The organism is Shinella sp. S4-D37, from assembly GCF_040812195.1.
GTDB lineage: Bacteria > Pseudomonadota > Alphaproteobacteria > Rhizobiales > Rhizobiaceae > Shinella.
The window spans coordinates 2,464,724-2,490,766 of sequence record NZ_JBFNXL010000005.1; the positions used below are offsets into that span (position 1 = coordinate 2,464,724).

The 26,043-nt window shown below is 52.7% G+C and carries 27 protein-coding genes; 10 read left to right on the forward strand and 17 right to left on the reverse strand.

Translation table 11 applies throughout. The annotated features are described in order from the left end of the window. Positions 1-77 precede the first annotated feature (77 nt). Positions 78-1,793, forward strand: a complete 1,716-nt coding sequence (locus tag AB3G45_RS19545) for a recombinase family protein (protein ID WP_367832120.1) — start codon at positions 78-80, stop codon at positions 1,791-1,793. Here the strand turns inward: AB3G45_RS19545 and AB3G45_RS19550 are convergent. From AB3G45_RS19550 to AB3G45_RS19615, 14 genes are all read right to left on the reverse strand, one after another. Then, positions 1,790-2,281: a hypothetical protein gene (locus AB3G45_RS19550; protein WP_367832121.1), complete on the reverse strand. Its 492-nt coding sequence runs from the start codon at positions 2,279-2,281 to the stop codon at positions 1,790-1,792. The genes AB3G45_RS19545 and AB3G45_RS19550 overlap by 4 nt on opposite strands. After that, positions 2,278-3,429 carry a hypothetical protein gene (locus AB3G45_RS19555; RefSeq protein ID WP_367832122.1) on the reverse strand — a complete coding sequence of 384 codons (1,152 nt, stop codon included), beginning with the start codon at positions 3,427-3,429 and terminating at the stop codon, positions 2,278-2,280. The genes AB3G45_RS19550 and AB3G45_RS19555 overlap by 4 nt, the downstream gene beginning before the upstream one ends. A gap of 60 nt (positions 3,430-3,489) precedes the next feature. Further along, complete coding sequence (locus AB3G45_RS19560) at positions 3,490-5,385, reverse strand: hypothetical protein (protein WP_367832123.1); 1,896 nt, start codon at positions 5,383-5,385, stop codon at positions 3,490-3,492. Next, positions 5,386-6,315 (reverse strand): phage tail tip lysozyme, encoded by a 930-nt coding sequence (locus AB3G45_RS19565; RefSeq protein ID WP_367832124.1) that lies wholly within the window; start codon positions 6,313-6,315, stop codon positions 5,386-5,388. A gap of 24 nt (positions 6,316-6,339) precedes the next feature. Continuing rightward, positions 6,340-7,815, reverse strand: coding sequence for a hypothetical protein (locus AB3G45_RS19570; protein ID WP_367832125.1), 1,476 nt, complete (start codon positions 7,813-7,815; stop codon positions 6,340-6,342). Then, the gene (locus AB3G45_RS19575) at positions 7,806-9,107 is read right to left on the reverse strand and encodes a tail fiber domain-containing protein (protein WP_367832126.1); all 1,302 of its coding nucleotides are present in this window, start codon (positions 9,105-9,107) and stop codon (positions 7,806-7,808) included. The genes AB3G45_RS19570 and AB3G45_RS19575 overlap by 10 nt, the downstream gene beginning before the upstream one ends. A gap of 2 nt (positions 9,108-9,109) precedes the next feature. After that, positions 9,110-9,517, reverse strand: coding sequence for a hypothetical protein (locus AB3G45_RS19580; RefSeq protein ID WP_367832127.1), 408 nt, complete (start codon positions 9,515-9,517; stop codon positions 9,110-9,112). Positions 9,518-9,865: 348 nt separating this feature from the next. Continuing rightward, positions 9,866-11,389 carry a hypothetical protein gene (locus tag AB3G45_RS19585; RefSeq protein ID WP_367832128.1) on the reverse strand — a complete coding sequence of 508 codons (1,524 nt, stop codon included), beginning with the start codon at positions 11,387-11,389 and terminating at the stop codon, positions 9,866-9,868. Further along, a complete protein-coding gene (locus tag AB3G45_RS19590; protein WP_367832129.1) occupies positions 11,383-11,961 on the reverse strand; it encodes a hypothetical protein in 579 nt (192 codons plus the stop codon). Before AB3G45_RS19590 ends, AB3G45_RS19585 begins: the two co-directional genes overlap by 7 nt. 2 nt (positions 11,962-11,963) lie before the next feature. Further along, a complete protein-coding gene (locus AB3G45_RS19595; RefSeq protein ID WP_367832130.1) occupies positions 11,964-12,308 on the reverse strand; it encodes a hypothetical protein in 345 nt (114 codons plus the stop codon). A gap of 78 nt (positions 12,309-12,386) precedes the next feature. Continuing rightward, positions 12,387-13,355: a DUF5309 family protein gene (locus AB3G45_RS19600; protein ID WP_367832131.1), complete on the reverse strand. Its 969-nt coding sequence runs from the start codon at positions 13,353-13,355 to the stop codon at positions 12,387-12,389. A 16-nt stretch (positions 13,356-13,371) separates the two neighbouring features. Continuing rightward, positions 13,372-14,382 (reverse strand): hypothetical protein, encoded by a 1,011-nt coding sequence (locus AB3G45_RS19605; protein ID WP_367832132.1) that lies wholly within the window; start codon positions 14,380-14,382, stop codon positions 13,372-13,374. 59 nt (positions 14,383-14,441) lie between these two features. Continuing rightward, entirely contained in the window at positions 14,442-14,690 is a 249-nt protein-coding gene (locus AB3G45_RS19610) for a hypothetical protein (RefSeq protein WP_367832133.1), read from the reverse strand. Between the two features lie 10 nt (positions 14,691-14,700). Continuing rightward, positions 14,701-16,272 carry a hypothetical protein gene (locus AB3G45_RS19615; RefSeq protein WP_367832134.1) on the reverse strand — a complete coding sequence of 524 codons (1,572 nt, stop codon included), beginning with the start codon at positions 16,270-16,272 and terminating at the stop codon, positions 14,701-14,703. 64 nt (positions 16,273-16,336) lie between these two features. Between AB3G45_RS19615 and AB3G45_RS19620 the strand changes: the two genes are divergently transcribed. The 4 genes from AB3G45_RS19620 to AB3G45_RS19635 are packed head-to-tail and all read left to right on the forward strand — an operon-like array spanning position 16,337 to position 19,343. After that, entirely contained in the window at positions 16,337-16,807 is a 471-nt protein-coding gene (locus AB3G45_RS19620; RefSeq protein ID WP_160788234.1) for a transposase, read from the forward strand. Then, positions 16,804-17,160, forward strand: coding sequence for an IS66 family insertion sequence element accessory protein TnpB (tnpB, locus tag AB3G45_RS19625; RefSeq protein WP_160788235.1), 357 nt, complete (start codon positions 16,804-16,806; stop codon positions 17,158-17,160). The genes AB3G45_RS19620 and tnpB overlap by 4 nt, the downstream gene beginning before the upstream one ends. A gap of 48 nt (positions 17,161-17,208) precedes the next feature. After that, the gene (locus AB3G45_RS19630; RefSeq protein WP_160788236.1) at positions 17,209-18,783 is read left to right on the forward strand and encodes an IS66 family transposase; all 1,575 of its coding nucleotides are present in this window, start codon (positions 17,209-17,211) and stop codon (positions 18,781-18,783) included. Next, positions 18,780-19,343 (forward strand): YecA family protein, encoded by a 564-nt coding sequence (locus AB3G45_RS19635; protein WP_064334525.1) that lies wholly within the window; start codon positions 18,780-18,782, stop codon positions 19,341-19,343. The genes AB3G45_RS19630 and AB3G45_RS19635 overlap by 4 nt, the downstream gene beginning before the upstream one ends. A 19-nt stretch (positions 19,344-19,362) precedes the next feature. Here the strand turns inward: AB3G45_RS19635 and AB3G45_RS19640 are convergent, their stop codons facing one another. The 3 genes from AB3G45_RS19640 to AB3G45_RS19650 form a co-directional block, all read right to left on the reverse strand. Next, the gene (locus tag AB3G45_RS19640) at positions 19,363-20,127 is read right to left on the reverse strand and encodes a hypothetical protein (protein ID WP_367832135.1); all 765 of its coding nucleotides are present in this window, start codon (positions 20,125-20,127) and stop codon (positions 19,363-19,365) included. Positions 20,128-20,183: 56 nt separating this feature from the next. Then, positions 20,184-21,644 (reverse strand): terminase family protein, encoded by a 1,461-nt coding sequence (locus AB3G45_RS19645; RefSeq protein ID WP_367832136.1) that lies wholly within the window; start codon positions 21,642-21,644, stop codon positions 20,184-20,186. 94 nt (positions 21,645-21,738) lie between these two features. Beyond that, positions 21,739-22,137 (reverse strand): hypothetical protein, encoded by a 399-nt coding sequence (locus tag AB3G45_RS19650; protein ID WP_367832137.1) that lies wholly within the window; start codon positions 22,135-22,137, stop codon positions 21,739-21,741. Between the two features lie 85 nt (positions 22,138-22,222). On the opposite strand from AB3G45_RS19650, the gene AB3G45_RS19655 reads away from it, so the two are divergent. From AB3G45_RS19655 to AB3G45_RS19675, 5 genes are all read left to right on the forward strand, one after another. After that, positions 22,223-22,483 carry a hypothetical protein gene (locus AB3G45_RS19655; RefSeq protein WP_367832138.1) on the forward strand — a complete coding sequence of 87 codons (261 nt, stop codon included), beginning with the start codon at positions 22,223-22,225 and terminating at the stop codon, positions 22,481-22,483. Beyond that, complete coding sequence (locus tag AB3G45_RS19660; protein WP_367833627.1) at positions 22,483-22,869, forward strand: DUF5681 domain-containing protein; 387 nt, start codon at positions 22,483-22,485, stop codon at positions 22,867-22,869. The genes AB3G45_RS19655 and AB3G45_RS19660 overlap by 1 nt, the downstream gene beginning before the upstream one ends. Positions 22,870-23,516: 647 nt before the next feature. Beyond that, positions 23,517-23,963, forward strand: coding sequence for a hypothetical protein (locus tag AB3G45_RS19665; RefSeq protein WP_367832139.1), 447 nt, complete (start codon positions 23,517-23,519; stop codon positions 23,961-23,963). After that, positions 23,963-24,463, forward strand: a complete 501-nt coding sequence (locus AB3G45_RS19670) for a hypothetical protein (protein ID WP_367832140.1) — start codon at positions 23,963-23,965, stop codon at positions 24,461-24,463. The genes AB3G45_RS19665 and AB3G45_RS19670 overlap by 1 nt, the downstream gene beginning before the upstream one ends. A 472-nt stretch (positions 24,464-24,935) precedes the next feature. Next, a protein-coding gene (locus tag AB3G45_RS19675) for an IS630 family transposase (protein WP_367828746.1) occupies positions 24,936-25,996 on the forward strand; the annotation gives its coding sequence in 2 pieces (ribosomal slippage) (positions 24,936-25,428 and positions 25,428-25,996; 1,062 coding nt in all). The last annotated feature ends 47 nt before the right edge of the window (positions 25,997-26,043 follow it).

A 26,043-nucleotide genomic window follows, 5' to 3' on the forward strand; every position in this document is an offset into this window, starting at 1 on the left:
TTGTTGGATTGTGTGCACGACCAGCAGCGCATTTTTAACGCCCCGCGCATATGCTTGCGCCCAAGCAGGGAAAGACGATGCAAATCAAGCCGAAAGCCTATTCCTACATACGTATCTCGTCAGCCGGTCAAATAGCCGGTGATGGCTTGAACCGTCAGATACGTGCTGCGCGTGAATACGCCGACACACATGACCTGGAACTTGATGAGACGCTGCAAGACGTCGGATCGGGCTATCACGGCAAGCACGTCAAGTTCGGGGCGCTCGGTGGATTTCTCGAACTCGTCAAACGGGGCGATGTCGATAAAGGATCGTTCCTGATTGTTGAAAGTCTCGACCGTCTGTCTCGCGAAGCAGTCATCGATGCGCAACTTCAACTTCTCAATCTTTTGAAGGCCGGTATTACCGTTGTCACGCTGATCGACGGAGCCGTCTACAGCGAAGACAAGGATTTCACCCAACTTATCATTTCGCTGACGATCATGAGTCGAGCGCATGAGGAAAGCGCAACCAAGTCGTTTCGAGCGAAGGAGCGCATCCGTAAACGCAAAGAAGACGCGTTGGCGGGTAATGCCATCTACAATAAGAACATCGCCGGATGGATCGATCAAATTCGGATCGGAGACAGTTCCGAATGGCGATATGAAATCAACCAGCACGGTCCGACGATACAGCGGATTTTTGATCTGATCGAAATGGGGATCGGAACACACAAGATCGCTCGCATCATGAATCAGGAGAAACGCCCGGTTCTACGTCGTGGCATCAATCCAAAAGAGCAATGGCGTGATGCAGCAATTGCACGGATCATCAAGGACGAAACCTGTATCGGTACGTTGACGCTGTTCGAAGAAATCGATGGTAAGCGTGTGGTGATGGGTGAGCCAATCAAGAACTATTACCCGGCTGTGATCAGCGAGGAGCAGTTTTGGAGGGTTCAACGTAACCGACCGACGCACCCGAATTCAGGCCGAAAGGGCGAACGTTTCTCCAATCTGTTTGCACGCAATACGGCGTGCTCTGCGTGCGGCAATGTGCTGAAAATGTACTACGGTGGCCGTAAGCACAACCGACACTCCTATTACGGCTGTATGCAACAGCGAACGCATGGTGCAACGTGTGAAGCAGGAGCGAAGATGTTTCGCTATAACGCGCTGGAAAACGCTATTCTCGATCACGTTGCCGAGTTCCAATCCGACGCCATTTTCGGTTCGAATGCCGCTACGCTAAGTTCAAGCGAACTGTCATTGATGATTGCGAAGGCTGAAGCCAAAATCACCGATCTTGAACAACGCAGAGAAAACTTGCTCGACCTCGCCGAAATCACAAATGATCGTGATGAACGTATTCGGATTAAAGATCGAACTATCGGACTTCGACGAGGGATCGAAGATGAAAAAGCGCAACTTAGCGACTTAATAAAACGCCAGTCTTCGCTCGCGGAACAGCAAGCAGCACTTCACGATGTCAGCAGCAGAATTGCAATGGAACGCGCTACATGGCCATCTGGAAGCGATGCAGAAGTATATGAGAGTCGGGCAAGGGTTTCGAATTCGCTGCGCAAGTTCATATCACGCATTGTCGTGAACTTCTCCCAACAGATCGCGTTTGTCTACGTCGGCGGGTATACCCGGATTTACATGTTTGATCGTGAAGGCACGTTGATCACAACGGTCAATGGTGCAGCAATGCCGTTCTCCGAGATTGAGAAGGTCATGCGCGCAGATGGAGCGAGCGAAGCCGAAATAGCGCAAGCGAAGGACGTTCACACGAAACTCCAAGCAGCCGCTTAAACTGCCGCCGTCCAAATAGCGTCGATCTGTTGCGGGGTCTTGCCTGTACGATCAGCGATCAGAAGCACGAGCGGATCAAGACGCTGGAACGAAACACTGTCTTCCCACGCAATCTGCAAATCTTCCTGCTCGCTCTCGTCTTCGACGGAAAAGATCGCAGCGGCGATAACAGCGGTTGTCATTCCCGCATTTTTGAAGGCTGTACGAAACGCTACGCGAGTTAGCGGAGACATGCTCGCACGGATTTCCTCCGATGTCGGCGGCACATACGTTACAATCTCATATGAGCCCTTGTTGTCAACGAGCCACTGTTGAATGGCCGGATTTAATCCATGTTCATCACCCGGTCTACTCACGTAGTTGCAGCGATAACGTTCTCCGTTCATATCAGTCAAATCCACGTCAAGCAGATAAGCATCTTGATCGCTCGTTGCCCGTACTTGGAAAACTTCGTGCAAAACACCCGTATTAGCGCTCTCTATCATCATGCTGTCCTTTGAAAAATGTGATCGTTGCTGGTCGACAAACCTCTCGCTCGCCAAGTTCCGGTCAATGCTGACCCTGAACCGGTCGATGTGTATCTGGCGTTGTCGCTCTCATCGAGGCGAATATTAGCGGTCGCATTCCGCGTGGTGCCACCAGACGTGCGCGCCGTTACAACGTGACCCACTGGTAAATTCGTCTGTGTTTGAGCGGAGCCGGTGTAAACTTCAGCAGCCGTAAAGCCCAATGCATGGGTATGGCTTGTGCCGGACACGCTGTTTGACGAACTGTTCGTAATGTTGCTCGGAGTTCCCATCGTGATCGTCGGATCACTTGACAGCGTTCCGCCACCTGTCAGCCCATTGCCCGCCGATACAGTTCGCGCACCAGATGCAGGGTTATAGCCGAGTGCACCAGTGATATCACTGTTGACTAGGGTGAGAGAATGCGTGTGGCTTGTGCTCGTTACAGCATTTGTCGTGCTGCCGGTGATGGTTCCGGGGGTTCCAAGTGTAACGGTGCGATCATCGCTAAGGTTACCACCACCTGTTAAGCCATTTCCAGCAGTGAGGGTTCTTGAAGTTTGGACGATGGATGCGGGAGAAATGCCGTCAACTGTTGCCGCGTCAACATTGGTGACGCCCGCGCCGTCACCGCTAAACGTGCCTGCCGTAATCTGACCGCTTGAATTGATGGTCGGTACAGTCAAAGTACCGGTGAATGTCGGATTATTGAACAATGGGCTTAGAAGACGAAAACTCGTTCCGTCGTAGACTACCATTACCGATTGTCCCGCTTTGATCTGCCCTGCTGTAAGCGCAGCACCATCATTGCGAACGACAGCACGTGCACCTCTTCCGCTAACGTTTAGGGTAAGGGCACCAGTGTTGTCCAAATGTGCAAAGAAGGTGAAGATTTCGCCCTTCGTGTATGCGGAAATCGCAACATCGTAAGTGAGTGTAAATGCAGTAGCAGTACCCGCAGAAACAACCATCGCATTGATATGGTCGAACGCTCGCTTTGTTCCTCCCATAATCGCGCGAAGCGTCGGCGCAAGTTCGCTTGGCTTTGAGCCGGTCGGCATACCGTTTGGCGGGGAACTGATATTTAGATTGTCTTCCTGATTCCAGGAACTCGAAGTTAGGTCTGCCATTGATCACCATTATTATTTTTGATTCTTGGATCATTGATATTTATGCGAAACTGCGTGTCTTCAGTCCTCTATGCCTACGTCGCGCAGATACTCGCTAATTGCGATTGCCAGCGCTGAACCCGGAGCCTCATCGCGAGCGATATCGCGTAGTTTTCCAACGTGAGCGCGAAGACCGCCTTTAGCCATTTCCGCTTTCGGAATATCTGCTAGCCACTTTACGGTCTTGGGATCGGTAAGCAATCTCGCATTGTACGATCTTGCTCCTGCCGCTGCTGCCTTTCGGCCTACTTGACCTGCCGCAGCACCAGCGACACCCCATGGCCCCAGTGTTGCTCCACCGACTACCGTACTAAGCAGGAATTGCGCATCGAAGGGATTGAGTTCCGATGCCATGCTTTGGTGTTTCGCCGTATTCGAATGGTTCGCTTTGCGATTGTATTTCCCCATGGTGTCCGCAACACGAGAAAGCCGATCTAGATCCTCACGATACTGTTGGCGAGCGGTTCCCTTGAACAAGGCGTCTTTTGCCTCGGGAGACAACGAATTCCACTCGCGAACGAACTTGCTTGCGTCGAATGCCTCGACACCATCGCTGTCGATCTTGCGTCCCATTCGGTCAACGACATTCGATGTTAGCGCGTCCCATGCCTCTTTCCCCTCGGCACGGTCAATTTGACGACGCAACGTGTTGATACGTGTTCCACCCTCTTTGCCCTGCTGCATTACCCAACCAGCAACCTTCTCAGGTGATTGCATATTAGCGAGCGTGTTGATTGGTGATTTTTTGCCGAAACCTGTTTCGGGATCGATCTGGCGTCGATATTGGTTATTTGCTTTGCGGAAAGCCTGTTGCGCTTCTGGTCCAGCCTTCTCCGCTGTTAGTTCCATTTCCTTCGTCAATGTGTCGCGGAAACCGGAAAGCAATTTGCGTTTATCGGATGAAATCTCTTTATCGTACAATTGTTCGGAAACGCGAGTACGCACCTCACGCAATTTGCCTATATCAACTTTACCATTCTTGATGTCATCGACAATCGCCTTTGTCTGCGCAATCGTCTTGTCGAGTTCAGAACCGTATGCGAGTTTGTCGCTATTGCTGAGACCCTTCTTCTGCTTTGTAAGTTGCTTGAGATATTCGTTAACGTGTGTGCCATCGGCATTCACGCCACCGGCCTTGTCAGTGACATCGTCGTACAACTGCTTAGAGCGAGCGAAACCAGCCTGCTTTGCTGCCTCGGCCTGATCCTGTAGGAGCGTGCCGAGTTCCTGACGAGAACGAGCAATACCAGTTCCGTTATTTGATGCACCGGCCGTTCCCTCAACGATACGATCAAACTCGTTGTCCATCGCGCCGAACGCACCTTCAATGCGCTTCTGAATTTCTTTGCCTTGGCGCGTGCCGGCAAGCACATGTTCACGAGTGGCAAGACGCTCGGAATTGGAGACCATGCCCGCTGTAGGTTCTGCACTAATTTTCGCGAAATCATCGGCGCGCTTACCGGCAAGCGTTGGATCGTCGGCACGATCCACTAGCATACGCTCGCCAAGTGTACCCTTTTGTTCCTTCGCAATACGCGCTCCTTGACGCACAGAGCGCCCTACAGCGCGTTGAGCAGCGCCAGCCGGAGTTAGCGTGCTTGAGAATTCAAACGCTCGCTCGACGCCCTCTGGGCTCAATGGATCGACTTTACCGTCCATGACCTCGCCAGGCAGCATGAAGGAGCGCTTCAAAGCGCCGAGCAAACCAGCATCACTGTCGAAGCGCGTGTTGCCATCGGCGTCCTTGCTGATCGGCAACAGCATCCCCTGCTCTACTGGTTCCGCCTCAACCTCTGGCTCCACTTGTTCCCGCATCTGATATTTTAGCCAAGGCTTACCCGCTGGAACTTCGGTGATTTCCTCTTCGACCCGAATAGCCGGTGTCTGCTTCTTATATTTTTCCCAAGGACCAGCCATTTACACGAACCCTCTCATACCACCGAGACCACCAAGGCCGCCGGCACTTCCCATCTTCTGTCGCAACCGCATCAATTCCATTTCCCACGGCATCAACTGCGCTTGCTGCTGGCCCTGCGCATTACCGCCAAGCAAGCCGCCTGTATTGGCTTGCATAAGTTCAACATTTTGGGACCCAGCACGGCCACCACGTGGGGCTTGCTGGTTCACCGATGCATCTTGAGCAGCAAACAATTTGGCAAGATCACCGAGCGCACCAATGCCCGTTTCTGTATTGATGCCTGCGATTTCATCCGGCAATGTAATGCCGAAAAGGCCCTTCTTTTCTTCGGGCTCGATTGTCTCGGTGGTCTGTACGGGCTGGATTGCTTCACCAGACGATGGAGCAATCGCCGCTGCTGTTTCCGGACCTAGTTCGCTGCTAGTCCCACGTGCTGCTGCGATCTCATCGGGCGACAAACCGAGAATTTGACCGGCATAATCGTGCCGGTTTTTCCAACCATGTCCACCAGTGGGATTCTTCGCTGACCATCCTTGCGGCCTTTCGTACCCGATGAACGCTTTAGTGGCGTCCGTGTGCGTCTGCGAATTTATGAGTTTCTGATATGCCGCACTTTCCGATCCAGCGCCGTACTTGCCGTCCTTGCCATTCAACTCATGCATGAGAAAATCGAGTTGCGTGTCGAGATTACCGGCATCGCGACCGCCATCTTTGGCAAATGCATGGAGGTTTCTGGCACGCTCGCCGTTCCATTGCGCGATACCGATACTATCAGAGCCATCGCGGCCATCGCCACGATTACGAGCGCTTGTACGTAAACCGCTCTCCTGAACGAGATTGCCGACGACACCAGCGGCTTGAGCCGGAGTTAATTTATAACGCTCTTGTAGATATCGGTATGCATATCTCGCATTGTCATTGATTGCCAAATCATCACCCTATTATTCTTATTTTTATAGCAGGTTCTTTGATATCCAATTGTTCGGATCACCCGGATCACCACCCTGGAAAATATACCCATCTTCCTCGTAACCCGGTTTAATGTTTCCGTTTGAATCTGCCTCAACCGGTTTGTCCTTCTTCTTATCGGACTTCCCTTGCTTCTGCTCCTTTTGGAACTGCTTGAAACGCTCGTACGGATTAGGCAAAGCACGAATTTGCGTCTCTGCATCCTGCCAAGAAATCTCACCACGTTGTGCACGTGCCGCAATCTCGGCTGCATCCAACTTATTCTGTGCGACCGACTGCATTGTCCCTGCAATGATCTCATTGCCTTCCGGCGTTAAGCCGAGCGATGGAATGCTCTTCAAATATTGCTTTGCATCGAAATCAGACGTTGCACCGGCACCCGCTGGACGCATCTGCGGCGCTAGACGCGAAGTCACTGCGTCATAGGCTTGCGCATCGCTGAGACCATCAATCTTGATACCGGCCATTTCCGCATATGGACCCAACGCAAGTTTGAATTCTGCGATCTTTCCTGTTCCGATGTTCTTTCCAAGATCGATCAACAGTTGCATGTCACCGATCATTTGAGGTGCGCTTGCTCCTTCTTCGACATAGCCCGCAATGCGCTTTGCCGCTTCCTCGTCTGACTTCTCACCGAATTTGTTAGAGTTCTCACCCATATTGATCTTCATCGCGCCTGCTGCCTTACCGGCACGCATCCACGTTGTGAAATCGTCTGGCACGCCACCCGCCGCCTCAGTCTGTTCGACGTAAAGATTGTATTCGCGAATATCGTCGGTCTGGCGATGAGCCTCTTCACCACGAACACGACCACCGGCTTTCACTTCTTCAGTTGCGCCAAGACCCTCATTGTAACCGGGAGCCGCTTCAAGCGTTCCGCCTTCCCCGACAACCATGCCCTTGCTTGCTGCTTCCTGCTGCAACTTCTGAATCATGCCGAGTGTGTCACGAGCGCCAGCATCGTCGCCTGCTGCGATCTGGTATTGGAGGTACTTTTTCAACTCAGCGATGCTGTAGCCGAAATCGCCGTTGTCGCCAGAAGGCGCTCCAGCCGAGCCAGCACCACCAAACAGGCTAGCCTGCATGTCTTGGAGTTTCTTTGCCTGAGCAAGTTTGACCTGTTCGGCGTGTTGCTTCTGTCCTGCCTCAAGCGCTGTGTCGTACGCGGCCCCACCAGATGCGAGACCAGCACCAATCGCTTGCAGGAGGTTAGTAGGGTTACGTGATGGCCCGCCGGCAATCATCATGCCAGCACCACCTTGCAGCAATGAACGTCCAAGTGCGGATTTCTTTGCCGGATCAGAGGGAAACAACTGCGAGAACAAACCGCTGTCTTCCTGCGGTTTTGTCGGAACGCTCGTTGATCCGAGCGCGACCTGTTCAATTGGCGCCCTACTGTCGCCACCATTAGATGCGCCGCCAGTGAGGCGTTTCAACAATTCTGTAAGTGTTAGTGCCATGTCGGAGCCTCCTCAAATGCACGTGGATCAACGAACAAAGTTCCATCAATTTCAACGACCGAGTCGGGCTTGATTTCTTGCATTTCCTGAGCAATTGGACCGATGTAGATTCTCTGCTCCGGGTCTTCGCGATACACGAATTGGTACATAGGAATGCCGTTTGGTGTTTCGCCAACATGCGAAAGAATGCGCTTGCTACGAATATCAGACATGAACAAGCCGAGAATGCTTGATAAGCCACCGAGTACCTGTGCGCCGCTGTTCGAGTAGACCGGCGTTGTCTGGTTATTGTAGCCACCACCATTTGCCAAATTGATCATATTAGCGATGTTGTTGAGTGGTTGATTTTGCTGATAGTCCCACTGCGCAATATCAGCCTGCTTCACCATATTATTCCAAGCATCTTTCTGTGCACCAACGCCTGCAAGTTTATCAGCATCGTAGTAATCAAGGCCACGTAGATAGTCGGACATTCCAGCCGCTTGAAGTTGCGTATTGGCTTGTGCATTCTCGTTCTGAAACTGACTATTTGCCGCGTCCATTCGCAAACCCTGCTGTTGCGCGGCCGTGCCCGCAATCGCCTGATTGGCGCTGATCTGATTTCCGACATCAGTGTTATAGAAATTGCCAATCGAGTTCTGCGCATTGAGTTGGTTCGTGCGCTCATTTCCGTAATTCTGATACGCGATATCAGAAGCGTTCTTGCTCATTGCATTTGCAAGAGTGCTTTCTGCATCATTACGCAGGAATGACGCAGCACCTGAGCCTGTTCGGCCTGCCAGTGCCGCCTTGCTATCGATACCCGGTGCAATCTGCGTCTTGAATTGCTGGATTAACGGCGCGTTCGCGTTACTAATCGCCTGATCCAAGTATGGATTGCTATTTAGGAAATCCCCGTTAGCGGTCTGCTGTAGCATCGACATAGCCGGGTTATTCGAACCAGAAAGATTCTGCGCTTGGGTCTGCTGCATACTGAGTGCCGGATTCACCCAGGCCTGACCTTGACCGAGTGTTTTACCGGACTGACCGCTATATGCGGATCCCGTCATGACGCCGTTCGCGACGTTCTGAGCGTTTCCGAAAAGATCAGTTCCCTGACGCGCAGTTTTCTCGGTTAGTTTTTGCGCGTCCAGCGTTGCCTTGCTCTGATCGGCATAGGTTTGACCCTGATAATATTCAGGCTTTCCCTCGTCGTAGAGTTTATCGGCTTGATCAAGATACTTTAGGATATATGGCTTCGCACCATCCCAAGGTTCTGTTTTTGTTGTTGTTTCCTTTGGTGTGCTCGCCATAATTACAATTCCTTAAAGTATTGATCACCTTTCACAATGAATCCGTGCTGCGGTAAAACTCGCCCCCAAAACACACGCCCGATACCGAACAGACCTTTGCAGTTGTGCTTACGTGCATACGCTTCGATGACTGGTTGCCCCACGTGAAGAATTTCACGCATGGCGCAGCCTTTGTTTCCGCCTATGAGGAACAAGCAACAAACCGAGTTGCCTTCCCACTCCGTTATCGAAGTGACACACGCGGCATTTTCGGTTGTCCAAAGTTGATAGTCTCGGTCATATAGTGACTTGAGAAGATCAACCTCTGTTATCGAATTTCGGGTATACCTTAGTGCTTCCAGTAGCCAGTCGCGAACACGAGGATATTCCGTGTCAAATTGCTCTGCTGTATCTACCTTCGTTACTGCCATTACACTCCGTGAATTACGTATCCGAATTTACGCTCTGTCGTTGCGCTAGGGTGTGTGATCGTGAACTGACCGTCGCCAACTGCGCTGACATATGTTGTTCCTAATGCATATGCAGCCGCCGCCAATGATCCAATTGGTTGAATCACTACGAGGCTACCGCTATTGATCTTTCCATTAATGATCACTGTCGTCGTCTGTGATACGCGAAGCGCTACGAAACCGTAGTTGTCGAACTGCTTCACAACGTTATTCACGACTTCCTGTATCTGTCTTGGATCATTTGGATTTCTCAATGCCTGCATCTTTAGCCTTTATTCCCGTATTTACGTGTTTTCTATTATTTCACGATCATCGTTGACCTGTGACCGTCGCCTCTAATTGATATCCCATTGCACTTTCCCAATCGCCATCAAGCGCAATGCGCACACGATGAAAACGTCCTGTATGCCGGAAGTATGCAAATCCCGTCTGTGAATTGATCTGCTTTAAACTCGTGTATGTTGTCGAAGCATTTGGACTATCTCGATATCCCGCGCGAACTTGGATTTCGCCTTCACCATGCGTTAGGGGTCGAACGCCTGAGATCAAGGTAACATCACCACGTATTGGCTCTTTGCTACCGCGCTTAATCAACTCACTAAGAAACTGCTCCTGCGTCTCGATGATGCCACGCATGTTGTCACCACCAAATGCATAGATATTTCCGTCAATATCCATACCCCACAGCATTGCGTTTCCGCCTGACCATATCGGACTATCAAAACTTGCAGGCACCTCTTCAATGGTGCCGTAGATATCCAACTGCTCAATTGTCCAAGGCAGTGTTTGGGAATTGAATATATAGGTGACTGTTGCATCACCCTCTGACCATTCACCGGTCTGATAGTTGTAGATGATCATTTTATCAGGAACGCCATCAACGGATTCGAGGCTCGAATACATCCAATAGACCAGCGTGTTTTCGGGATCGCTCGCCACGGTCATGTATTTGTATTGGCTCGTATCGACAGTCCCAAGGAAATGATTGTCGACCTTTCCTGCGCCGATTGGTGCAATCTGATCGCCCTGCAATACGTAGAAGCCATCTGCTGACAGGAAAAAGGTTCTTCCCTCAACGGTGATCACGCTCTCTGGAACTGCGCATCCTTTACCGGTGACGACTTCGTCAAACTGGAAAATCAATGGTGCGCCTATATAGGTCATTTTCACGATTGCATTCTGCAAGAGAATCCAACCGGCTTCGCCACCAACGATGTGCTGAACAGCACCACCATTGAAAATGTCCTGAAAATCGGCTTGGGTTTGCTGCGAGAAAGACCAATCGAATGGATTGCCGAATGCGGACCAGCGAACACGAAACGGCACTTCACCATCCAGACCGTCATAGGTGTTGCCGATAACGAGGAAGTCACGCACGATTGCCAAATGGCGACCACGCGTAAGCGTCGTTAGGGCGTCGAACTGGATATCGTCGTTCTTGTTGATGTATTGGGGATCATCGGAGAAATTGGTTCCGATGACGAGGCTACCGAAATCGGCAAAGTTCCAACGCTCCCCTTCTGTCGTCGTATATCCGCCAGTACGGCCAATGCTTACCCATGATCGGTCTGACGGATTGATCTTGTAGAGATCACCAGCATCACCCGCATACACTTTAGCATTTTTGAATTTATCCTGCGCAACAATCGTGCCGATCGGTCGATTGGACAATGTGGTTGCCGAATACAGGTTTGCACGTCGCAAAGGGTAATACGTAACGGCCCCGGCCGAATTGCCGATACCGGGCGTGACGTTACGAGCAGTGATGACACCGGGATTATCGAGAACCGGCAAATCAGGACGCCATGGGCCGAACACACCATCAATTACCATGGACGCCCCTCCATGATGATTGCGTTGCCGCTTCGTGTTACGCGGGCATGGTCAGCGGCAACAGTGCCGAGCGCATCGCCCAGACTTGCCTTCTCCCCTGCCTCGGCCTCTGGATCACGTAGGTATCGATAAGCACGCGCTAACGTTGCGTGCAGGTATACGGATGGGAATTTGGTAAGGAGCCAATTTGTGGGATTTTCATCGGACAGTGGTTCAAAGCGACCGTAGTAGTCGAGCACTACATCAACAGGGCCTTGCTTCTGGAGCGCCAGGACGACGTTGCTACCACTGAAATAGTACCCAACTTCACCCGGATAAAGAACCGCGTTGTACGGGCTAATGGGCTTCGCTACGACGCCATCAACGCAAATGGTGCGAAACTCAACAAGATCGACGGGAAACGGCACAGTGCCCAAAGCCGTATTCGTCTCGATGGTCTTTTCCATCAGATAGTGTTTTAGAACCGGCTGTAAGTCTGCCTCGGCTCGTTCGATGAGCGAGGCAACCGGAATTGGGCGAATTGCATATTCCTGAACCGTGTTTTGTAGATCGACATAAGTTGAGAGTGTCATCGTTACACCCTCAAATTATTCGTACGAACCTTGCTAAAATCCGCGTCATTCAGGCGGCGTGCTAGAGCAACGGGATCGTCAAGAATGCCTTCTTGGTCCCATTGATAATGCATGCCAACTGGCACGCTCGCGACTTTCACGAATTCGCCTAGTTGTCCGGTGGAATTGAATTCGGCTGCTGCACGTGCATTGGCTTCAAGCACGGCGCGAACGTTTTTGAAATCGCGTCTAATGCGAATGTAGTCGCCTTCACGAATGAGATAGATCGTGTAATCAGCAGTGTCTTCGTAAACGAGTGTCTGCCCATCGAGAACTAGATCACCAAATTCGAGTTCATTGATATCCATCATTAGCCTCGTTCATTATTGTTTTTATTGGCTTTTATGATGCTCCCGGCTCGTTGGCCGGGAGCACATTTGAGGTTCTTATTCCTCTGGTTCTTCTGGGGCAACAACCAGCGTCGGATCGATATCTGCGATCTTTCCGTTACCGGCTTCGTTGAGCGATTCTAGCGTCACTTCAACAACCATCTGCTTCTCAGTGCTATCACCAGAACGGCCTAGATCGTTGATCTTGAGCGAACGCAACGTAGCGAGATTCCATAGAGAGGGATCGAAGAAGATCACTGTCGATTGCGACATGAAGTGATGCGGGATGATCTGGTGACGACCAAAATCAGAAACATAGTAATCAACGCCTGCATAGATAGTCGCCTTCGACGCATCCATGTTCCAAACGCCGTTGCCCGAAGCCAAGTTAGAAATTGCCTGCTTGATTTTACCCGGAGCAATTACCTTCGTTGGATCACCACCAGCAGCCCATACCTTCTGAGCAACATCGTTGATCAACTCGTCGGTAATTGCGCGTGCTGTACCTGCGGTAACTGAACCGACAACTCCAGTAACGGAATCGAAGCCAGCGGTTGCACCAGCGCCGTTGTGAAGAGCATTTGTCTTGATCCAAGCCTCGGCACCAGCCAACTTACGTGTGCCGGATGCGACAGAGCCATTAGCCGAAACAATGGCCGCTTCAATATCTCGATTGATTTCAGAACCAGCCTTTGTGACCTGACGCGAAAGTTCGTTGTTGGTGCCAGCCGTATTCACTGCCTGCAACGTGCCGGAAACGCTGAGAGACTTGGTGAAAATCTGAGTGTAGTTGCCGAGACGAGCAGGACCAGAACCGCTAGCCGTTGCTGCTGCTGCACCGTCTGCTGCTGCGTTGTCCTTGTTAGCCGCTGCGAGTTCGTCAGAAAGCCATTCGTGGCGTGTTGACGTTGCCTTTGTCTTACCGATTTCCGTCTTGAAGGGTGTCTTTTCAGGGGAAATCATGCTGATTACATTTGCGAGGTCTTCGCGGACGTGTTTCACGTCACCTGTAGTTAGTGTGGCCATTTTTGGCTTCTCCTTGTTATAGTAGTCTGCTGATTACGGAGACCGCATCATTGAACGATCCCGTAGTTTTAAGTCTGTTCAAGTCGCGCTTATATGCGTCTGATTGTGTCGATGCCTTTTGACGAGTATTGCCCGGTGCTGTAAGCGCTGGCTTCTGCTCGATCCGTTTAACGGCAGTGGGAACTTTGTTCTGGATTTGATCGTACTTGTACGCGCGATAAACGAGATCAATGATACGAGCATCTGCCGTATTGTTGATTTCCTCCGCACTAAATCCGTTTTCGGACAAATACGAAGTTACCGTGTCCAGAGTTTTCTTAGCCGTCTTTGCATCACCAAATTCAATTGGATAACGCTTAATCAGTTCTTCGCGTGCGTTCTTGATTGCTTCTCCACGCTGAAACTGTTCGTATTCCGCATTCTTACGTGCGACTTCCTGCTGCGCATCGTACAATTGCTTGACCGCAGCCTCTCGCTTAGACCAACGTTCCTTTTCACGAACGTATTCACCCGGCTCATTTTCTGCCAAATAAGCCCAATCTGGTTCTTGCATCCCACGGAACTCGACAGCGACTTGCTGCATGAGTCCATTAAGTGCTTGCGAGACTTGTTCGCGAATTTGTGAACCATCAAATTGCTGTAATTGATACGCTTTGCGCTGTTCAGCAAGTTCCTGTGTCTTTCGCGTGTAATCCTTGTGTCGCTGATATCCTTTGCGTGCTTCGTCGCGGGTGATCGCTTCGCCATCTAGGTCAAATACGATTTCGCTCGGATCAGGTTCGGAAGTCTCTGCTTCTTCGGATTCCTCGTCGCCTACTTCTGCTTCTGTCTCGTCCTGCTCACCGTGATCAGCGTCGAGTTCAGATTCAACTTCATCAGTTTCGTCAACGGTTTGAGATTCTTCAATCTCGTTATCAGCATCTACAATTTCGGTTGTTCCATTGGAGTCCAAAATGTCTGCGATTTGGTCTGCCGCTTCTTGCGGCGTATAACCAGTTCCCTCAGCGGGATTGTTGGTCAATTCCATGTATACCTCACATGTTTGTTGTTCATGCGGGTATTTATGCGATTATACGATTATTGCGCTCAATCCGATGCAGAAGGCTTTTGAGCCTCGAAATTCGCCAATGAAATATACGTGTTAATCTTCTTTACGAGTAGATTGAATCCTGCCATCGTGAGGTTTATTTCCTGTTTCTTTTCCTCGTCTATGACACCGGTTTGTGAGAACTGATAGAACAGGTCCATCTTGATTTCCTCGATCAGTTTTTTGAATTCTAAGTTGTCAGCAATCGATTTCGCGATACGTCCACGCTCCATAATTTCTTCGTTCATATTTCCTCACTTACATTTGTGGTGGCATTCCTTGTTGCGGCATCATCATTTCCGGTGGCATCTGCTGCATCTGCGCTAGTGCTGCCTGTTCCTGCTGCTGCCTTTGTGCTTCGGCCTGCTGTTGTGCTTGTGCCTGCTGCTCTAACGCTGCCTGCTGCGCTTGCTGAGACTGGATAGCGAGATCAACGTCATTGCGTTGCGCGGCTTGCGCCATCTGGATACGAGCAATATCGACTTGCGCCGCATACTTGGCCTGAATTTCAGCCTGCTTAAGTGCGAAGTCCTGTGCCATCTCGTCACGCTTGCGATCATCTTCAACACGCAAACGGATCAAATCGAACTCACGTGCTGCTGCTTCTGCCTGGGCCTTCAACTCGGCCTTAACGCGCTCGACCTCGATAAGGCCCGCATTCGGATCAACTGGCGGCGGCGGTGGCGGCGGAGGTGGAACCGTCGAAGGATCAACAAAGAAGGCAGATGGGTTTTTGAAACCGGCATTCTCAACGATCTTAGTCAATGTCGAATAGACATTCTGAGGCGCCACAATCGGCGACCCCTGTTGCAATAGGCTTTGCTGCTGACCCAGTATCATTTGAAGGGTTGCAGCGTTGAAGTCCTTGTTCAGCACGCCGAACGCAACGGTCGTTGTCACGTCCATATCTGGATCCCATTCGTCCACCTTGATCGGGACGTACTGGTTCGTGAGGCGCGTGATGTATGCTTGTGCATCCTCCGGGTACTGCACAAAGAGATCGATCAGCACCTTGAACAAGTAGCGATAGCCCGTGTCCGCGAACTGACGAGCAATCATTTCCACGAACAACTGAGACGAGTTTGCGCGTTGGCTTGTCGCCGTCGCTGTCGTGTTCTGCAAGTCGCTTGCATTGACGGCCTGCATGCCACCGCCGACACCTGTTACGAAATCCAAGCCGTTCTTGACTTGATCGATCACCGGCATTGCAGCGGCACCCGAAAATGGTGGCTGGTTATACGAGATACCACCACTCGGATCGCTGGACCGAATGACAGCGCCGGGAAACACATTCAGGGTATCGTCAATGCTGGTGGTTTCAGGATTTACGATCTTAATGGGATCAATATGCAGGTTAAGGCTGTTCAGGACACCGCGTTGCATCTTGGAAACCAAGATTTGGTCATCACCAATACGATCAGCGATGCCGTAGCCGAATAGCGTGTTTGGGATCGGAAACGGGCAAAAAGCCGCGTAGGGATAGAACTTGCTTACTTCCTCATACGCGAGCAACACGGGTGAACTGAGAATGTCGCCGCCGAGCGTGATACGGTAGTGCCGGCGCTTTACGTCATCGATGGCAATGCGCGTGTACACCTCATAAACGGTTACATCTTCTTCGACTTCGCTAACGCCCTGATCATAGTCGGTCTGGCTTGCACGTTCCATTGCAATGCCCTCAGACTTGTCATGGGCTGTGGGAATGCGAGCGACTTTATCGGCGTCAAAGCCCTGCTCGATAAGATCGGCACGGGCAATGATGCGTCTATGCCCCTGCAGGCGAGCCTTGATGCCGCCGGTCTGCTGATCAAACGTGAGCGCGACGAACACCCCACCTTTCCTTTTGCGATCGCGGCCGCGAGAACAGCTCCTTCACCGATAGGAGCGGAACGGGATGGTCGAAGATCGCGCTGATGCCATGCTTGAAGCCATGGATGAAGGCATGCATGAAGCCAGGCATGAGGGAAAGTATCGTCGGATCGAGGTGATCACGGGTCGACGCCAGCGGCGGAATTGGACCGACGAGGAGAAGGCGCGGATCCTTGCCGAAAGTGCAGAACCTGACGTGAACATCTCGGCGATCGCCCGGCGCTGGGGCGTCAATCGCGGCCTGCTGAACGTCTGGCGGCGCGAAGCCGGGCTGACCTCTCGACGATCCGCGCAAGCCGGCGCACAGCAGGCCATGTTCGTGCCGGTGACGGTGGTTGGCGATAGAACGTCTTGCGAGAACTCGCCGTCGGATGTCGCCCATGACGCCGCGGGGCGTATTGAGATCGAGATTGCTGGCGCGCGTATGACCGTGATCGGCTCGGTGGCGCCCGAATTGGCGCAGGCGATCGTGGCAACGTTGCGAGCACGCCGGTGATTGGACTTTCGCCTGGTGGAGTGAAGATCATGGTGGCGACGCAGCCGGTCGACTTCCGGCGCGGCATGAATGGGCTTGTTGCGCTGGTGGCGTCAGCGCTTGCAGCTGATCCCTACTGTGGTGACGTGTTCGTGTTCCGCGCCAAGCGTCTCGATCGCCTGCGCTGCATTTATTGGGACGGATCAGGCATGATCCTGGCGACGAAATGGCTGGAGGCTGGCACGTTCGTTTGGCCACCGATCCGTGATGGCGCGATGCAGATGAGTAGCCAGGAGTTCTCCCTTTTGCTGGCCGGTATCGACTGGACGCGGGTCAGGCGAAACACCGTAAAGCGGCCAACGAAAGCAGGCTGATCCTATTGGATTTGCTTGAAGATTCAGGGTCATGTGCTAGGGTCTGCCATGCCGCTTCGACCCGACCCTTTACCTCAGGATGCCGCGCAATTGAGCCGAATCATTCTCTCGCTCGATGCAGAGAATGCCGACCTCAAGGCGCGCGTTGCCTTCCTGGAGCGGCAGCTCTTTGGGCCGAAATCGGAGAAGATGACGGCGATCGACCCGAAGCAGGCGACGCTTGAGCTTGGCGATCTCAGCGACATTCCCGCGGCGGCCAATGACGATGTTGCACCCGTGGCTGACGGCCGAAAGCAGGAGCGGCGATCGCCGGCGCGCAACATCGGCCGGTTACCCAGGCATCTCCCACGGTATGAAGAGCTCATCGAGCCGGAGAGCAAGATTTGCCCGTGCTGCTCGTTCGAGCTGCATTGCATCGGCACGGACGTCAGTGAGGCGCTCGACATCGTGCCGGCGGTTGTCCGGGTGAAGCGGACGATCCGGCCGCGCTACGCATGCCGGGCCTGCGAGAGTGCCATTGTGCAAGCGCCAGCGCCGGCGCGTGTGATGGACGGCGGCATGGTGACCACGGCGTTTGCCGCCCATGTCGCCGTTTCGAAGTTCGCCTGGCATTTGCCGCTTCATCGCCAGGCGCAGATGCTTGCCTCCTGCGGCGTGATCATCGATCGCGGCACGCTCGGGGCCTGGGTGACGCGGGTCGCCTGGTGGCTTGAGCTTCTCTATGACGCGCTGCTTGCCTTCATCCGCTCCCAGCCAAGGGTGTTCTGTGATGAGACGCCGCTCCCGCGGCTTGATCCGGGGCGTAAGCGAACCAAGGTCTGCCAACTTTGGGCGCAGGCGGTCGACGATCGGCCATGGAATGGTCCGGCGCCGCCGGCGGTGGCCTATACTTTTGCCGAAAGCCGCAGCGCGCGCGAGGTCGAGGGGCAATTGTCGTCGTTTGCCGGCGTGCTCCAGGTCGATGGGTACCAAGCCTATAAAACCTTGGCCAAGCGCCGGGGGAGGAGCAATGTCGCTCCCATGCGGCTGGCCTTCTGCCTTGCCCATGCCCGACGCAAGTTCGTCGAAATCGTCAAGATGACCGGGTCTGCTGAGGCCCTGTCGATCCTTGCCAGGATTGCCGAGCTCTATCGGATCGAAGCGAAACTGCGCGGCGAAAATGCCGATACCCGGCTCACGGTGCGGCGTCGCGAGGCAGCGCCCATCATGAGCGAACTGAAGGCCCAGCTCACCGAACTGAGCGACGAGGTGTCGTCGAAATCGGCGCTTGGCAAGGCCGTCACCTACACGCTCAACCACTGGAACGGACTGGCAGCCTTCCTGGAGGATGGCCGGATCGAAGTGGACTCCAATGTGGTCGAGCGTTCGATGAAATCGGTGGCTCTGACGAGGAAGAACTCGTTGTTCGTGGGCAGCGAACGCGGTGGCAAGACGTTCGCGGTCCTCGCATCGCTCGTCAACACGGCAAAGCTCAATAGTGTAGACCCCGAAGCTTGGCTTGCCGACGTGCTCGAGCGCATCATCTCCGGCAAGGTGACCGCGAACCAGATGGATACGCTCTTTCCATGGACCTGGAAGGCCAACCGCGAGAGCATTGCAGATCAGGAGCGACGGGCGGCATGACACAGAACAGCCAAGGGGCTACGGCACGACCGAAGCTCGATGACGAGGCGTTCGAGGCGTTTATCAGGGCACGCCGTCCAGTCTCGCCGATCTGGTCGATGAGCGGCCTCGACGGCTATCTCACGGCTCTCATCATCGGCCCGAGGTTTATCGACCCGCGTCAGTGGATCCCGGAGCTGACTGGCCCGGATGCCCTGAACCTGCCAATGGAAACAACCGAGCATCGAGCCGTCCAGACCATCGTTGCGGAATACAACCGGATATCGGCAAGCCTCGCCGAAACGCCGAAAGATCATCGGCCCAGGTTCACCAAGATCGATGATCAAACCTTTGATCCCTTCGCTTGGGACCTCTGCTTTCTATTGGGAACAAGGTACGCGCCCAAGCTTTGGCAGCCCGTCCTTGGAGGTCATGCCGTCACTGGGGATATCGTCGCGCCCATCCGCAAGCTCGGCGAGGCAAAACGGAACGCGACCCGTCAGGATGCCGTTGCCGTCGCCGAAGCGCTCGTCAAGATCCGAGCCTATTTTATGCCGAAGCGGGCAAAGCAAAAGTTCTGACCGACAGCCGGAAGCCTATTCAGTCAATCACGGAAGCCGTGGGCTCTTCGTTGCGCTCACGATCAAACTGCGCGTCCTTCGAGACGATGAAATCCTCTGGCGGTAGATTCGTGATATCCATGTGGCGCATGTTCTTGATGCGACGGATTTTCAAGTCGCGCACCATCGGTGCCATAGCCTGGACGATCTGTGACATTTCAGATGCGACATTCGGATCAGGCATCGGAGGCAAGGCCGAGTATGGCTCCCCTGCTTCGACGATGATGATCTGGCCTGCTTCTTCCTGTTGCGTCAGTTGGACCAGTTGCTCGTCAGGAACGCCCTTGAGCAATTCAGGCAAGCCTTCTTCCCTGCATGTGCGAAACTCGACCATCGTTATGCCGAGGCCCGTAATGAATCCATTCTTCAGCCAAGGTTCCAACACCGCGACATGCGAGTTCTTGGAGCGAGCAACGAAGTTGCAAGCGTCGGTCATCTGTACGGCTAGCGGTTCGTCTTCTGGGCCATTCGGCATAAACTGAACTGGCATTGCCGTTGAATCGAACAAGCGCGTCATCGACGCCACTGACCAATCAACGCGCTCCATCACATCAGGACTTACCCACTTCGAACGGCCATGAAGTTTCTCATCGCCCGGTAGCGGATCACGCTTATACAGTTTTAGCGCTTGCTCATGCTTGTTTGCGATATGGCTGGTCGAGAAATCGACCGCGTCTTGGAGCATCACGGAAACTTTGGATGCAATATCTTGCTCGCTTAGCGAGTTCTTTTTCTTCTTCTCCATGTCGTCCTTTGCCGCTTTTCACGGTCTTGTTTTTGTGCACTTCGTATTTAGTGGGATCACTCCAAATGTCTCAGGTCGCCATAATCGATTGGCTTAGACCAACTGTATTTTCCAACGTATCTTGTTTCATCGACCGCGAATGTCAGACACAGCGCATCTGCGTAGTCAGGTGACATCTTTAGTCGCTTCTTCATTTCCTTTTTGCCTTCGACTTTGATTGATCCCTTTGCGTCGTAATCATATGTTGGTGATTTCAATTCGCGAATAAGAGGGATACAATTCGGAATGCTCACGTTTTCCGTTGCAAACCACTCTTTCACCTCCCACCACAATTGATCGCGCAGTTTTGCAAACTTGCTATTGCCGTTTGCGTCTCTTCCCTTTGTCGGGCTGCTCTGTGTAGTCACGGCGCGCGCAGGAAGCCCAAATTCGCGTAACGTATCGTAGAGACCTCGGCCAAGCCCATTAGCGTCCACCGCCATAATGACGCTCTGCCGCTGCGCTTGAGGTAGCGCCTGATACATGTCGCGGATCAGATACGCTAACTGGGTGATCGTGAACCCACGGCGCTCAATCGGTTGTTCGATAACTCGATTGTCATGCCGTTTGATGATTACGGTTCTGTCTTTACCGGGACCAGCAGGATCGATACCCCAGATCACCGGCCGCTTTGGGCTAGGAATAACGAATTCGTTGTCGATGGCTTGGTTGATCAACTCCGAAGCGATCAAACCATCATCGGTATCCGATGGGAAATCCCCCTCAACGTGAATGAGATACCCGTTTGTACCCTTACCCCCGTATTGCTTTTCGGCATTTCGCAGTTCTTCCGGCGTCAGGTTCGGATTATCAGCCATGCGACCGTGAACTTTCGTCCACATGTCGCTGATTTCGTCATCGTTCCACGTCCGCCAGAAGAAACCACTCGTGGCGTTCGGGTTGCTGATGAGGATCAGTTTCGGATTGAGATCCGTGGTGAGGTGGTTTATTAGCGCACCTTCAAATACCTCGTCTGGAACACCAGTCGCCTCGTCAACGAGGATGAAATTATTGTCTGCGTGAATACCGCGCGCACCAGCGATGTTATCTTTACTGGCTAAGCGAAACTCCGCGTAACAGTCCGCTGGGTTCGCTTTTCGGCTGATGCGTGTTGCGGTTACATCCCATGCATCTTTGAAGATTTTCAGGGATTGGCCGTCGATGCGGCCATAGAGGCTTTGCAGTTCGTTCCATACGCCGGATTTCAACTGCGCTTCGTTCGGCCCGAAGATCGTGACTTTCACGCGATCATGACAGAACAGCGACCACCACGTTATGATCGCAAGAACGTGCGTTTTGCCGAAACCAACGCCGCCTTTGAATGTAACTCGTCTGTTTGCTTGGAAGGCTTGGCAGAACTCAATCTGCTTGGGTCTTAGTTTTGACCCGAATACGTCGTGTGCAAATCCTGCAATATCGACGCGCCATCTATCAAGCAGGCGCTGCAATAGCGCCTGTTGCTCTGTGTTTAATGCCATTAAATATCAACCGGTTATTGTATCCGGTGGTATTTATTGGCGCCCTCTCATATTGGGCCTCAAATGAAAATGGCCCCAAATCGGGGCCATCTTATTATGCTGTTTTCGGCTTGCGTCCGCGCTTTGGCTTTGCCGGATCAACTTCTTTCGGCTTCTTCGCGCTTCGAATGGCCTCTTGGAACTCCTGATCCGTGTCGGCCAATTCGATTGCTCCCTCGAACAATGCGAGCGCTTCGTCCAGATCGCTGACCTGCCAGTACCTGGCACCATCAAGTTCCAGCGGCTTCCTGCCCAACTGCAAGCGATAGCCACCATCGTAGCGCTTAAACCAGTTCGTGGCCGCGATAGTTGCGAGTGGGTCCTTCTTGAGTTCCTCGATCTTCTTGATCTGTGTCCGTGCTGAACCTTTGAACAGCGAGATTGCGTCACGCTGCCCCTTTGCGGGTGCCTCAGCCTTCTTGGCCTTAAACATTGCCCGAATATCGATACTCATTATGGGTCTCCTATATGCGTGGGCCGCGTGATTAGTCGGTTTTGATTAAATAAGCGGTAAAGCGAATTAAGCGGGAACATAGAGCATGAAAATCTATATGCAAATAGCGAACGGATACAAGAGCAATCGCATATCAAGAATCGCAGACGGCAATGCAAATATGAGCAAGGTGGAGGCGACTAAGGCATTCGTGGATGCCGCATACGGGAACTGGATCCGATCCAATCTGGGATCGGATTTCACCATACACGGAATAACCGAACAATCATTCGTTGTGGATTTCACATACGAGGATGATGCCCGAGAATTTCAAAAGCAGTTGGGCGGAAGAGAGATGGTGGATTGATGGCGAAGAAGCGGGAGATAACTGATGAGCATAGAGAGCGATTGAAACGCCAAGGCTTTCAAAAGGGAAAAAGCGGAAATCCAAAGGGACGCCCTCTTGAAGACGATGCGCTCAAGGCACGTATCCGGCAAAAACTGCCAGAGTTGATCGACCGTCTGGAGGATATCGCCTACAACGGGAAGAACGAGGCAAGCGTCGTGAAGGCCATCGAGGCGATGATGTCATACGTGCTGGCTAAGGCCACGACAAAGCACGAGCATAAGCACGAGCACGATTTAACCGGCTTTGACGACTTCCTACTGAAAGCGAACCGTCGACACCAAATGCTTGAGGGAGAGGTCATCGACGCCATCGAAATCAAGCCCGAAGCAAACACAGATGCTTAACTAGCATACTCACTGCACGGTTGTACCGTTTGGACGAATTCTATAGCGTGCGGACTATGGAAGCGCGAGACATGCTAGTGACAGACCCCATCGAGGAAATAACCCATCAGCGGATCACAGGGGTTACGAATCTGCGTCCTCAAGATCGCTTCACGAATAGAAACGGCTACACACTGAGCCCCACACACGACGTCTACTATTGCTCATTTAGAGTTTCAGCACCAAAGAAGCCCGGAATTTATCGAATATTCGTTGACGAAACGCTCGTTTACATTGGCCGTGCTGCAAATCTTCATAATCGGTTATCTACGCAGTACGGTAATGTATCACCGCGCCACCCATTTTCCGGGGGACAACTGCAAAAATGCCGGACAAACGCAAAGATAAACGAAGCGCTGTGCCGCGAAGCAAATGTGGTTGTCACATGGGAAGTGTGTGATGATTTTGTCGATCGTGAGCGTGCTTTGTTGTGCGATGCAGCCACAAGACCCACCTGGAACATGCGGGGCTAGTGCTCGTTGGAAGCGATGATCGATTAACCCTGCGTTGTAACGCAACATTAAAAGTTCACGGACTAAGCCGGGTTTGTGCCCGGCTTACCTCGTTTTGGCACCCTTGTACGATTTGAGCGAAATGAGAGACACGCAATGAACCTAGATACCCCTCTGACACAACAGGAAGTCAAAGAACTCCTGTTTAGGACGATGAGCGCACGCGAATTCCAGATTGAAGCGTCCGTAACGGAGCGCAATTTCGGGGAAGACTGGAGTGTCGTGCGTAAGCGTCATAGATGCAAGACGCAATCTCCGCATAGCAAGACTACGGTGTGGAAAGCAGTATCAAGTTGGTCAACGGGAAGCGTATTGGAACAATGGTACAATATCCCGGATAATACGACTGATGCCGAATTGCATGAGTTGTTTCAGGAATTCGATGCGGGCGTGATGTTGGGTACAAAGGGCAAAATCCGGCTAAGCACGATATACGGAACTGCTTGTTATCCGGCAATGAACGATTACAGCCGTTTGCTGCACGTGGCACTGCTTGAGGCTGGCGCTGCAACAGTTTTCAAACTCAAGTATCCGGTGACCTAATGGAGCAGATAGCAGATGGCTTCAACGAACTCGGAGTGAGTCTTGCGGCAGTCAGACTGTTCATGGTGCTTTCAGAACGTGAATACGAGGATGGCATAGAGCGAGATGATCCGACTTATGAGGAGTTTGTTCGGATCACCCCGGATATTGCCGATCTTGCATTACTGGATGATGAGCCATATCAGGCCGACTGCCCGGTAACGAACAGTCGTTTTGTGATCACGTATCATCGGGTGGCACATGTGGTCGAGATCGCGAACCAGACGGCTACAGGTTCAGTGATAATCTCGCTCGGTCAAAGCACGATGGACGACAATGGCGATGAAGATAAAAACCATCGCTTTCGGACACACACACGTGGTGATACGACTGACTTCCATCGATTCCTTGTACAGTTGCGGCTAATACAGACGGATAAGGATGACGAACCATTCGAGGGGTTCAGAGTTCATGTTCACGCAGAACAAACACCGCTAGTTCAGGCTGACGTGATTGCCTGATTGTCTCAAATAGGTGAGTGACTTATTCGGGCGCTCACCTATTTAGAGCAAATACTAGAATTGCAAAAAATTAGGTACGTGCTGTTATAATTAAATTGTGGTTGGCTGTAGGGGGTGTTCGACCTATGGCGCCCGTAAACGCTTCACTGGTTGCGGTGAAGAAACGGAAGCAAGGCAGTTGCCCCTTCACGCTGAACGCGCTGTATGAGTCTCCTAATGTCTCTGTGACGCAAGCAATTGCTAATGGGTCTGAACCCCGTAAATCACGAGACAACTTAGCAAGTCCTAATACTAAAACGCCATACAAGCCCGTACAGTGAGGTTAGCCCTCAAGTACACAGCGTATAGCCCGACATGCTGGACCCGCTGTACGGCGCTCTGTGCGTCTAATACGCCGCCTCCCTGACCTCGACTCTTTGGCCTTCCCAAAGTGCGGTGAATCTGAATCTCTGGTGCAAACCGGAGGTCTGCGATGCGATCAGGGATTTCATTACGGGTGGATTTTGATGGAGACGATCTGCGGCGGCTGGCGCGGCAGACGAAAGATGCCGCTCAAGCGCGCCGTCTGTTGGCACTCGCCTCAATCTACGATGGAGGCTCGCGTTCCGATGCCGCCCGCCTCGGCAGCGTCACGCTCCAAATTGTCCGGGACTGGGTCATGCGGTTCAACGAACACGGTCCCCAAGGCCTGATCAATGGCAAGGCTCCCGGTCCGCAGTCGCGGTTGAACGATCAGCAGCGTGCGGCCTTGGCGCAAGCAATCGAGCGTGGGCCGACACCCTATCTCGACGGCGTTGTTCGTTGGCGTCTGTGCGATCTGGCGCAATGGCTTTGGGAAGAGTTTCGCGTTTCGGTGAGCGAGCAAACGCTGAGCCGGGAGGTGCGGGCCATGGGCTATCGCAAGCTGGCTGTCCGGCCCAAACATCACGCGCAAGACCCTCAAGCCATTGAGGGTTTTAAAAAAGCTTCCCTGCCGCAGTGGCAGAGATTGCCGCTGGAGCGGCCCGAGGAAAACGCATAGAGATTTGGTTTCAGGATGAGGCCCGTATCGGGCAAAAGAACAAGATCACCCGCCGATGGGCCAGGCGAGGAACACGGCCTTCAGCACCGCACGATCAGCGCACAAGGTCGGCCTACATCTTCGGCGCAATCTGCCCGAAGCTCGGCAAGGCGGCCGCGCTGGTCATGCCATGGTGCGACACCTACGCCATGACCCAGCACCTGGCCGAAATCGCCCGACACGTCGATGCCGACGCGCACGCTATCCTCATCATGGATCAGGCAGGCTGGCACATGTCCAACAATCTCGTCGTGCCCGAAAACATCACCATTCTGCCACTCCCGCCGAAATCGCCGGAGCTGAACCCGGTCGAAAACCTCTGGCATTTCATGCGCGACAACTGGTTATCAAACCGCGTGTTCAAATCATACGACGACATCGTCGATCATTGCTGCGATGCCTGGCGGAAGCTCGAAAGCCAACCCTGGCGCATCATGTCGATCGGGCGCAGAGAATGGGCCTATGGGTTTTGATCAGTGAGGGGCCGTATAAGCATGTACAGCAAAGGTGAGCGCAACAG

Bases quoted from the DNA above. Each gene is read 5' to 3' on its own strand.
- AB3G45_RS19545 (WP_367832120.1), top strand. From the start codon at position 78: ATGCAAATCAAGCCGAAAGCCTATTCCTACATACGTATCTCGTCAGCC.
- AB3G45_RS19550 (WP_367832121.1), bottom strand. From the start codon at position 2,281: ATGATGATAGAGAGCGCTAATACGGGTGTTTTGCACGAAGTTTTCCAA.
- AB3G45_RS19555 (WP_367832122.1), bottom strand. From the start codon at position 3,429: ATGGCAGACCTAACTTCGAGTTCCTGGAATCAGGAAGACAATCTAAAT.
- AB3G45_RS19560 (WP_367832123.1), bottom strand. From the start codon at position 5,385: ATGGCTGGTCCTTGGGAAAAATATAAGAAGCAGACACCGGCTATTCGG.
- AB3G45_RS19570 (WP_367832125.1), bottom strand. From the start codon at position 7,815: ATGGCACTAACACTTACAGAATTGTTGAAACGCCTCACTGGCGGCGCA.
- AB3G45_RS19575 (WP_367832126.1), bottom strand. From the start codon at position 9,107: ATGGCGAGCACACCAAAGGAAACAACAACAAAAACAGAACCTTGGGAT.
- AB3G45_RS19580 (WP_367832127.1), bottom strand. From the start codon at position 9,517: ATGGCAGTAACGAAGGTAGATACAGCAGAGCAATTTGACACGGAATAT.
- AB3G45_RS19585 (WP_367832128.1), bottom strand. From the start codon at position 11,389: ATGGTAATTGATGGTGTGTTCGGCCCATGGCGTCCTGATTTGCCGGTT.
- AB3G45_RS19590 (WP_367832129.1), bottom strand. From the start codon at position 11,961: ATGACACTCTCAACTTATGTCGATCTACAAAACACGGTTCAGGAATAT.
- AB3G45_RS19595 (WP_367832130.1), bottom strand. From the start codon at position 12,308: ATGGATATCAATGAACTCGAATTTGGTGATCTAGTTCTCGATGGGCAG.
- AB3G45_RS19600 (WP_367832131.1), bottom strand. From the start codon at position 13,355: ATGGCCACACTAACTACAGGTGACGTGAAACACGTCCGCGAAGACCTC.
- AB3G45_RS19605 (WP_367832132.1), bottom strand. From the start codon at position 14,382: ATGGAATTGACCAACAATCCCGCTGAGGGAACTGGTTATACGCCGCAA.
- AB3G45_RS19610 (WP_367832133.1), bottom strand. From the start codon at position 14,690: ATGAACGAAGAAATTATGGAGCGTGGACGTATCGCGAAATCGATTGCT.
- AB3G45_RS19620 (WP_160788234.1), top strand. From the start codon at position 16,337: ATGGTCGAAGATCGCGCTGATGCCATGCTTGAAGCCATGGATGAAGGC.
- AB3G45_RS19630 (WP_160788236.1), top strand. From the start codon at position 17,209: ATGCCGCTTCGACCCGACCCTTTACCTCAGGATGCCGCGCAATTGAGC.
- AB3G45_RS19635 (WP_064334525.1), top strand. From the start codon at position 18,780: ATGACACAGAACAGCCAAGGGGCTACGGCACGACCGAAGCTCGATGAC.
- AB3G45_RS19640 (WP_367832135.1), bottom strand. From the start codon at position 20,127: ATGGAGAAGAAGAAAAAGAACTCGCTAAGCGAGCAAGATATTGCATCC.
- AB3G45_RS19645 (WP_367832136.1), bottom strand. From the start codon at position 21,644: ATGGCATTAAACACAGAGCAACAGGCGCTATTGCAGCGCCTGCTTGAT.
- AB3G45_RS19650 (WP_367832137.1), bottom strand. From the start codon at position 22,137: ATGAGTATCGATATTCGGGCAATGTTTAAGGCCAAGAAGGCTGAGGCA.
- AB3G45_RS19655 (WP_367832138.1), top strand. From the start codon at position 22,223: ATGAAAATCTATATGCAAATAGCGAACGGATACAAGAGCAATCGCATA.
- AB3G45_RS19660 (WP_367833627.1), top strand. From the start codon at position 22,483: ATGGCGAAGAAGCGGGAGATAACTGATGAGCATAGAGAGCGATTGAAA.
- AB3G45_RS19665 (WP_367832139.1), top strand. From the start codon at position 23,517: ATGAACCTAGATACCCCTCTGACACAACAGGAAGTCAAAGAACTCCTG.
- AB3G45_RS19670 (WP_367832140.1), top strand. From the start codon at position 23,963: ATGGAGCAGATAGCAGATGGCTTCAACGAACTCGGAGTGAGTCTTGCG.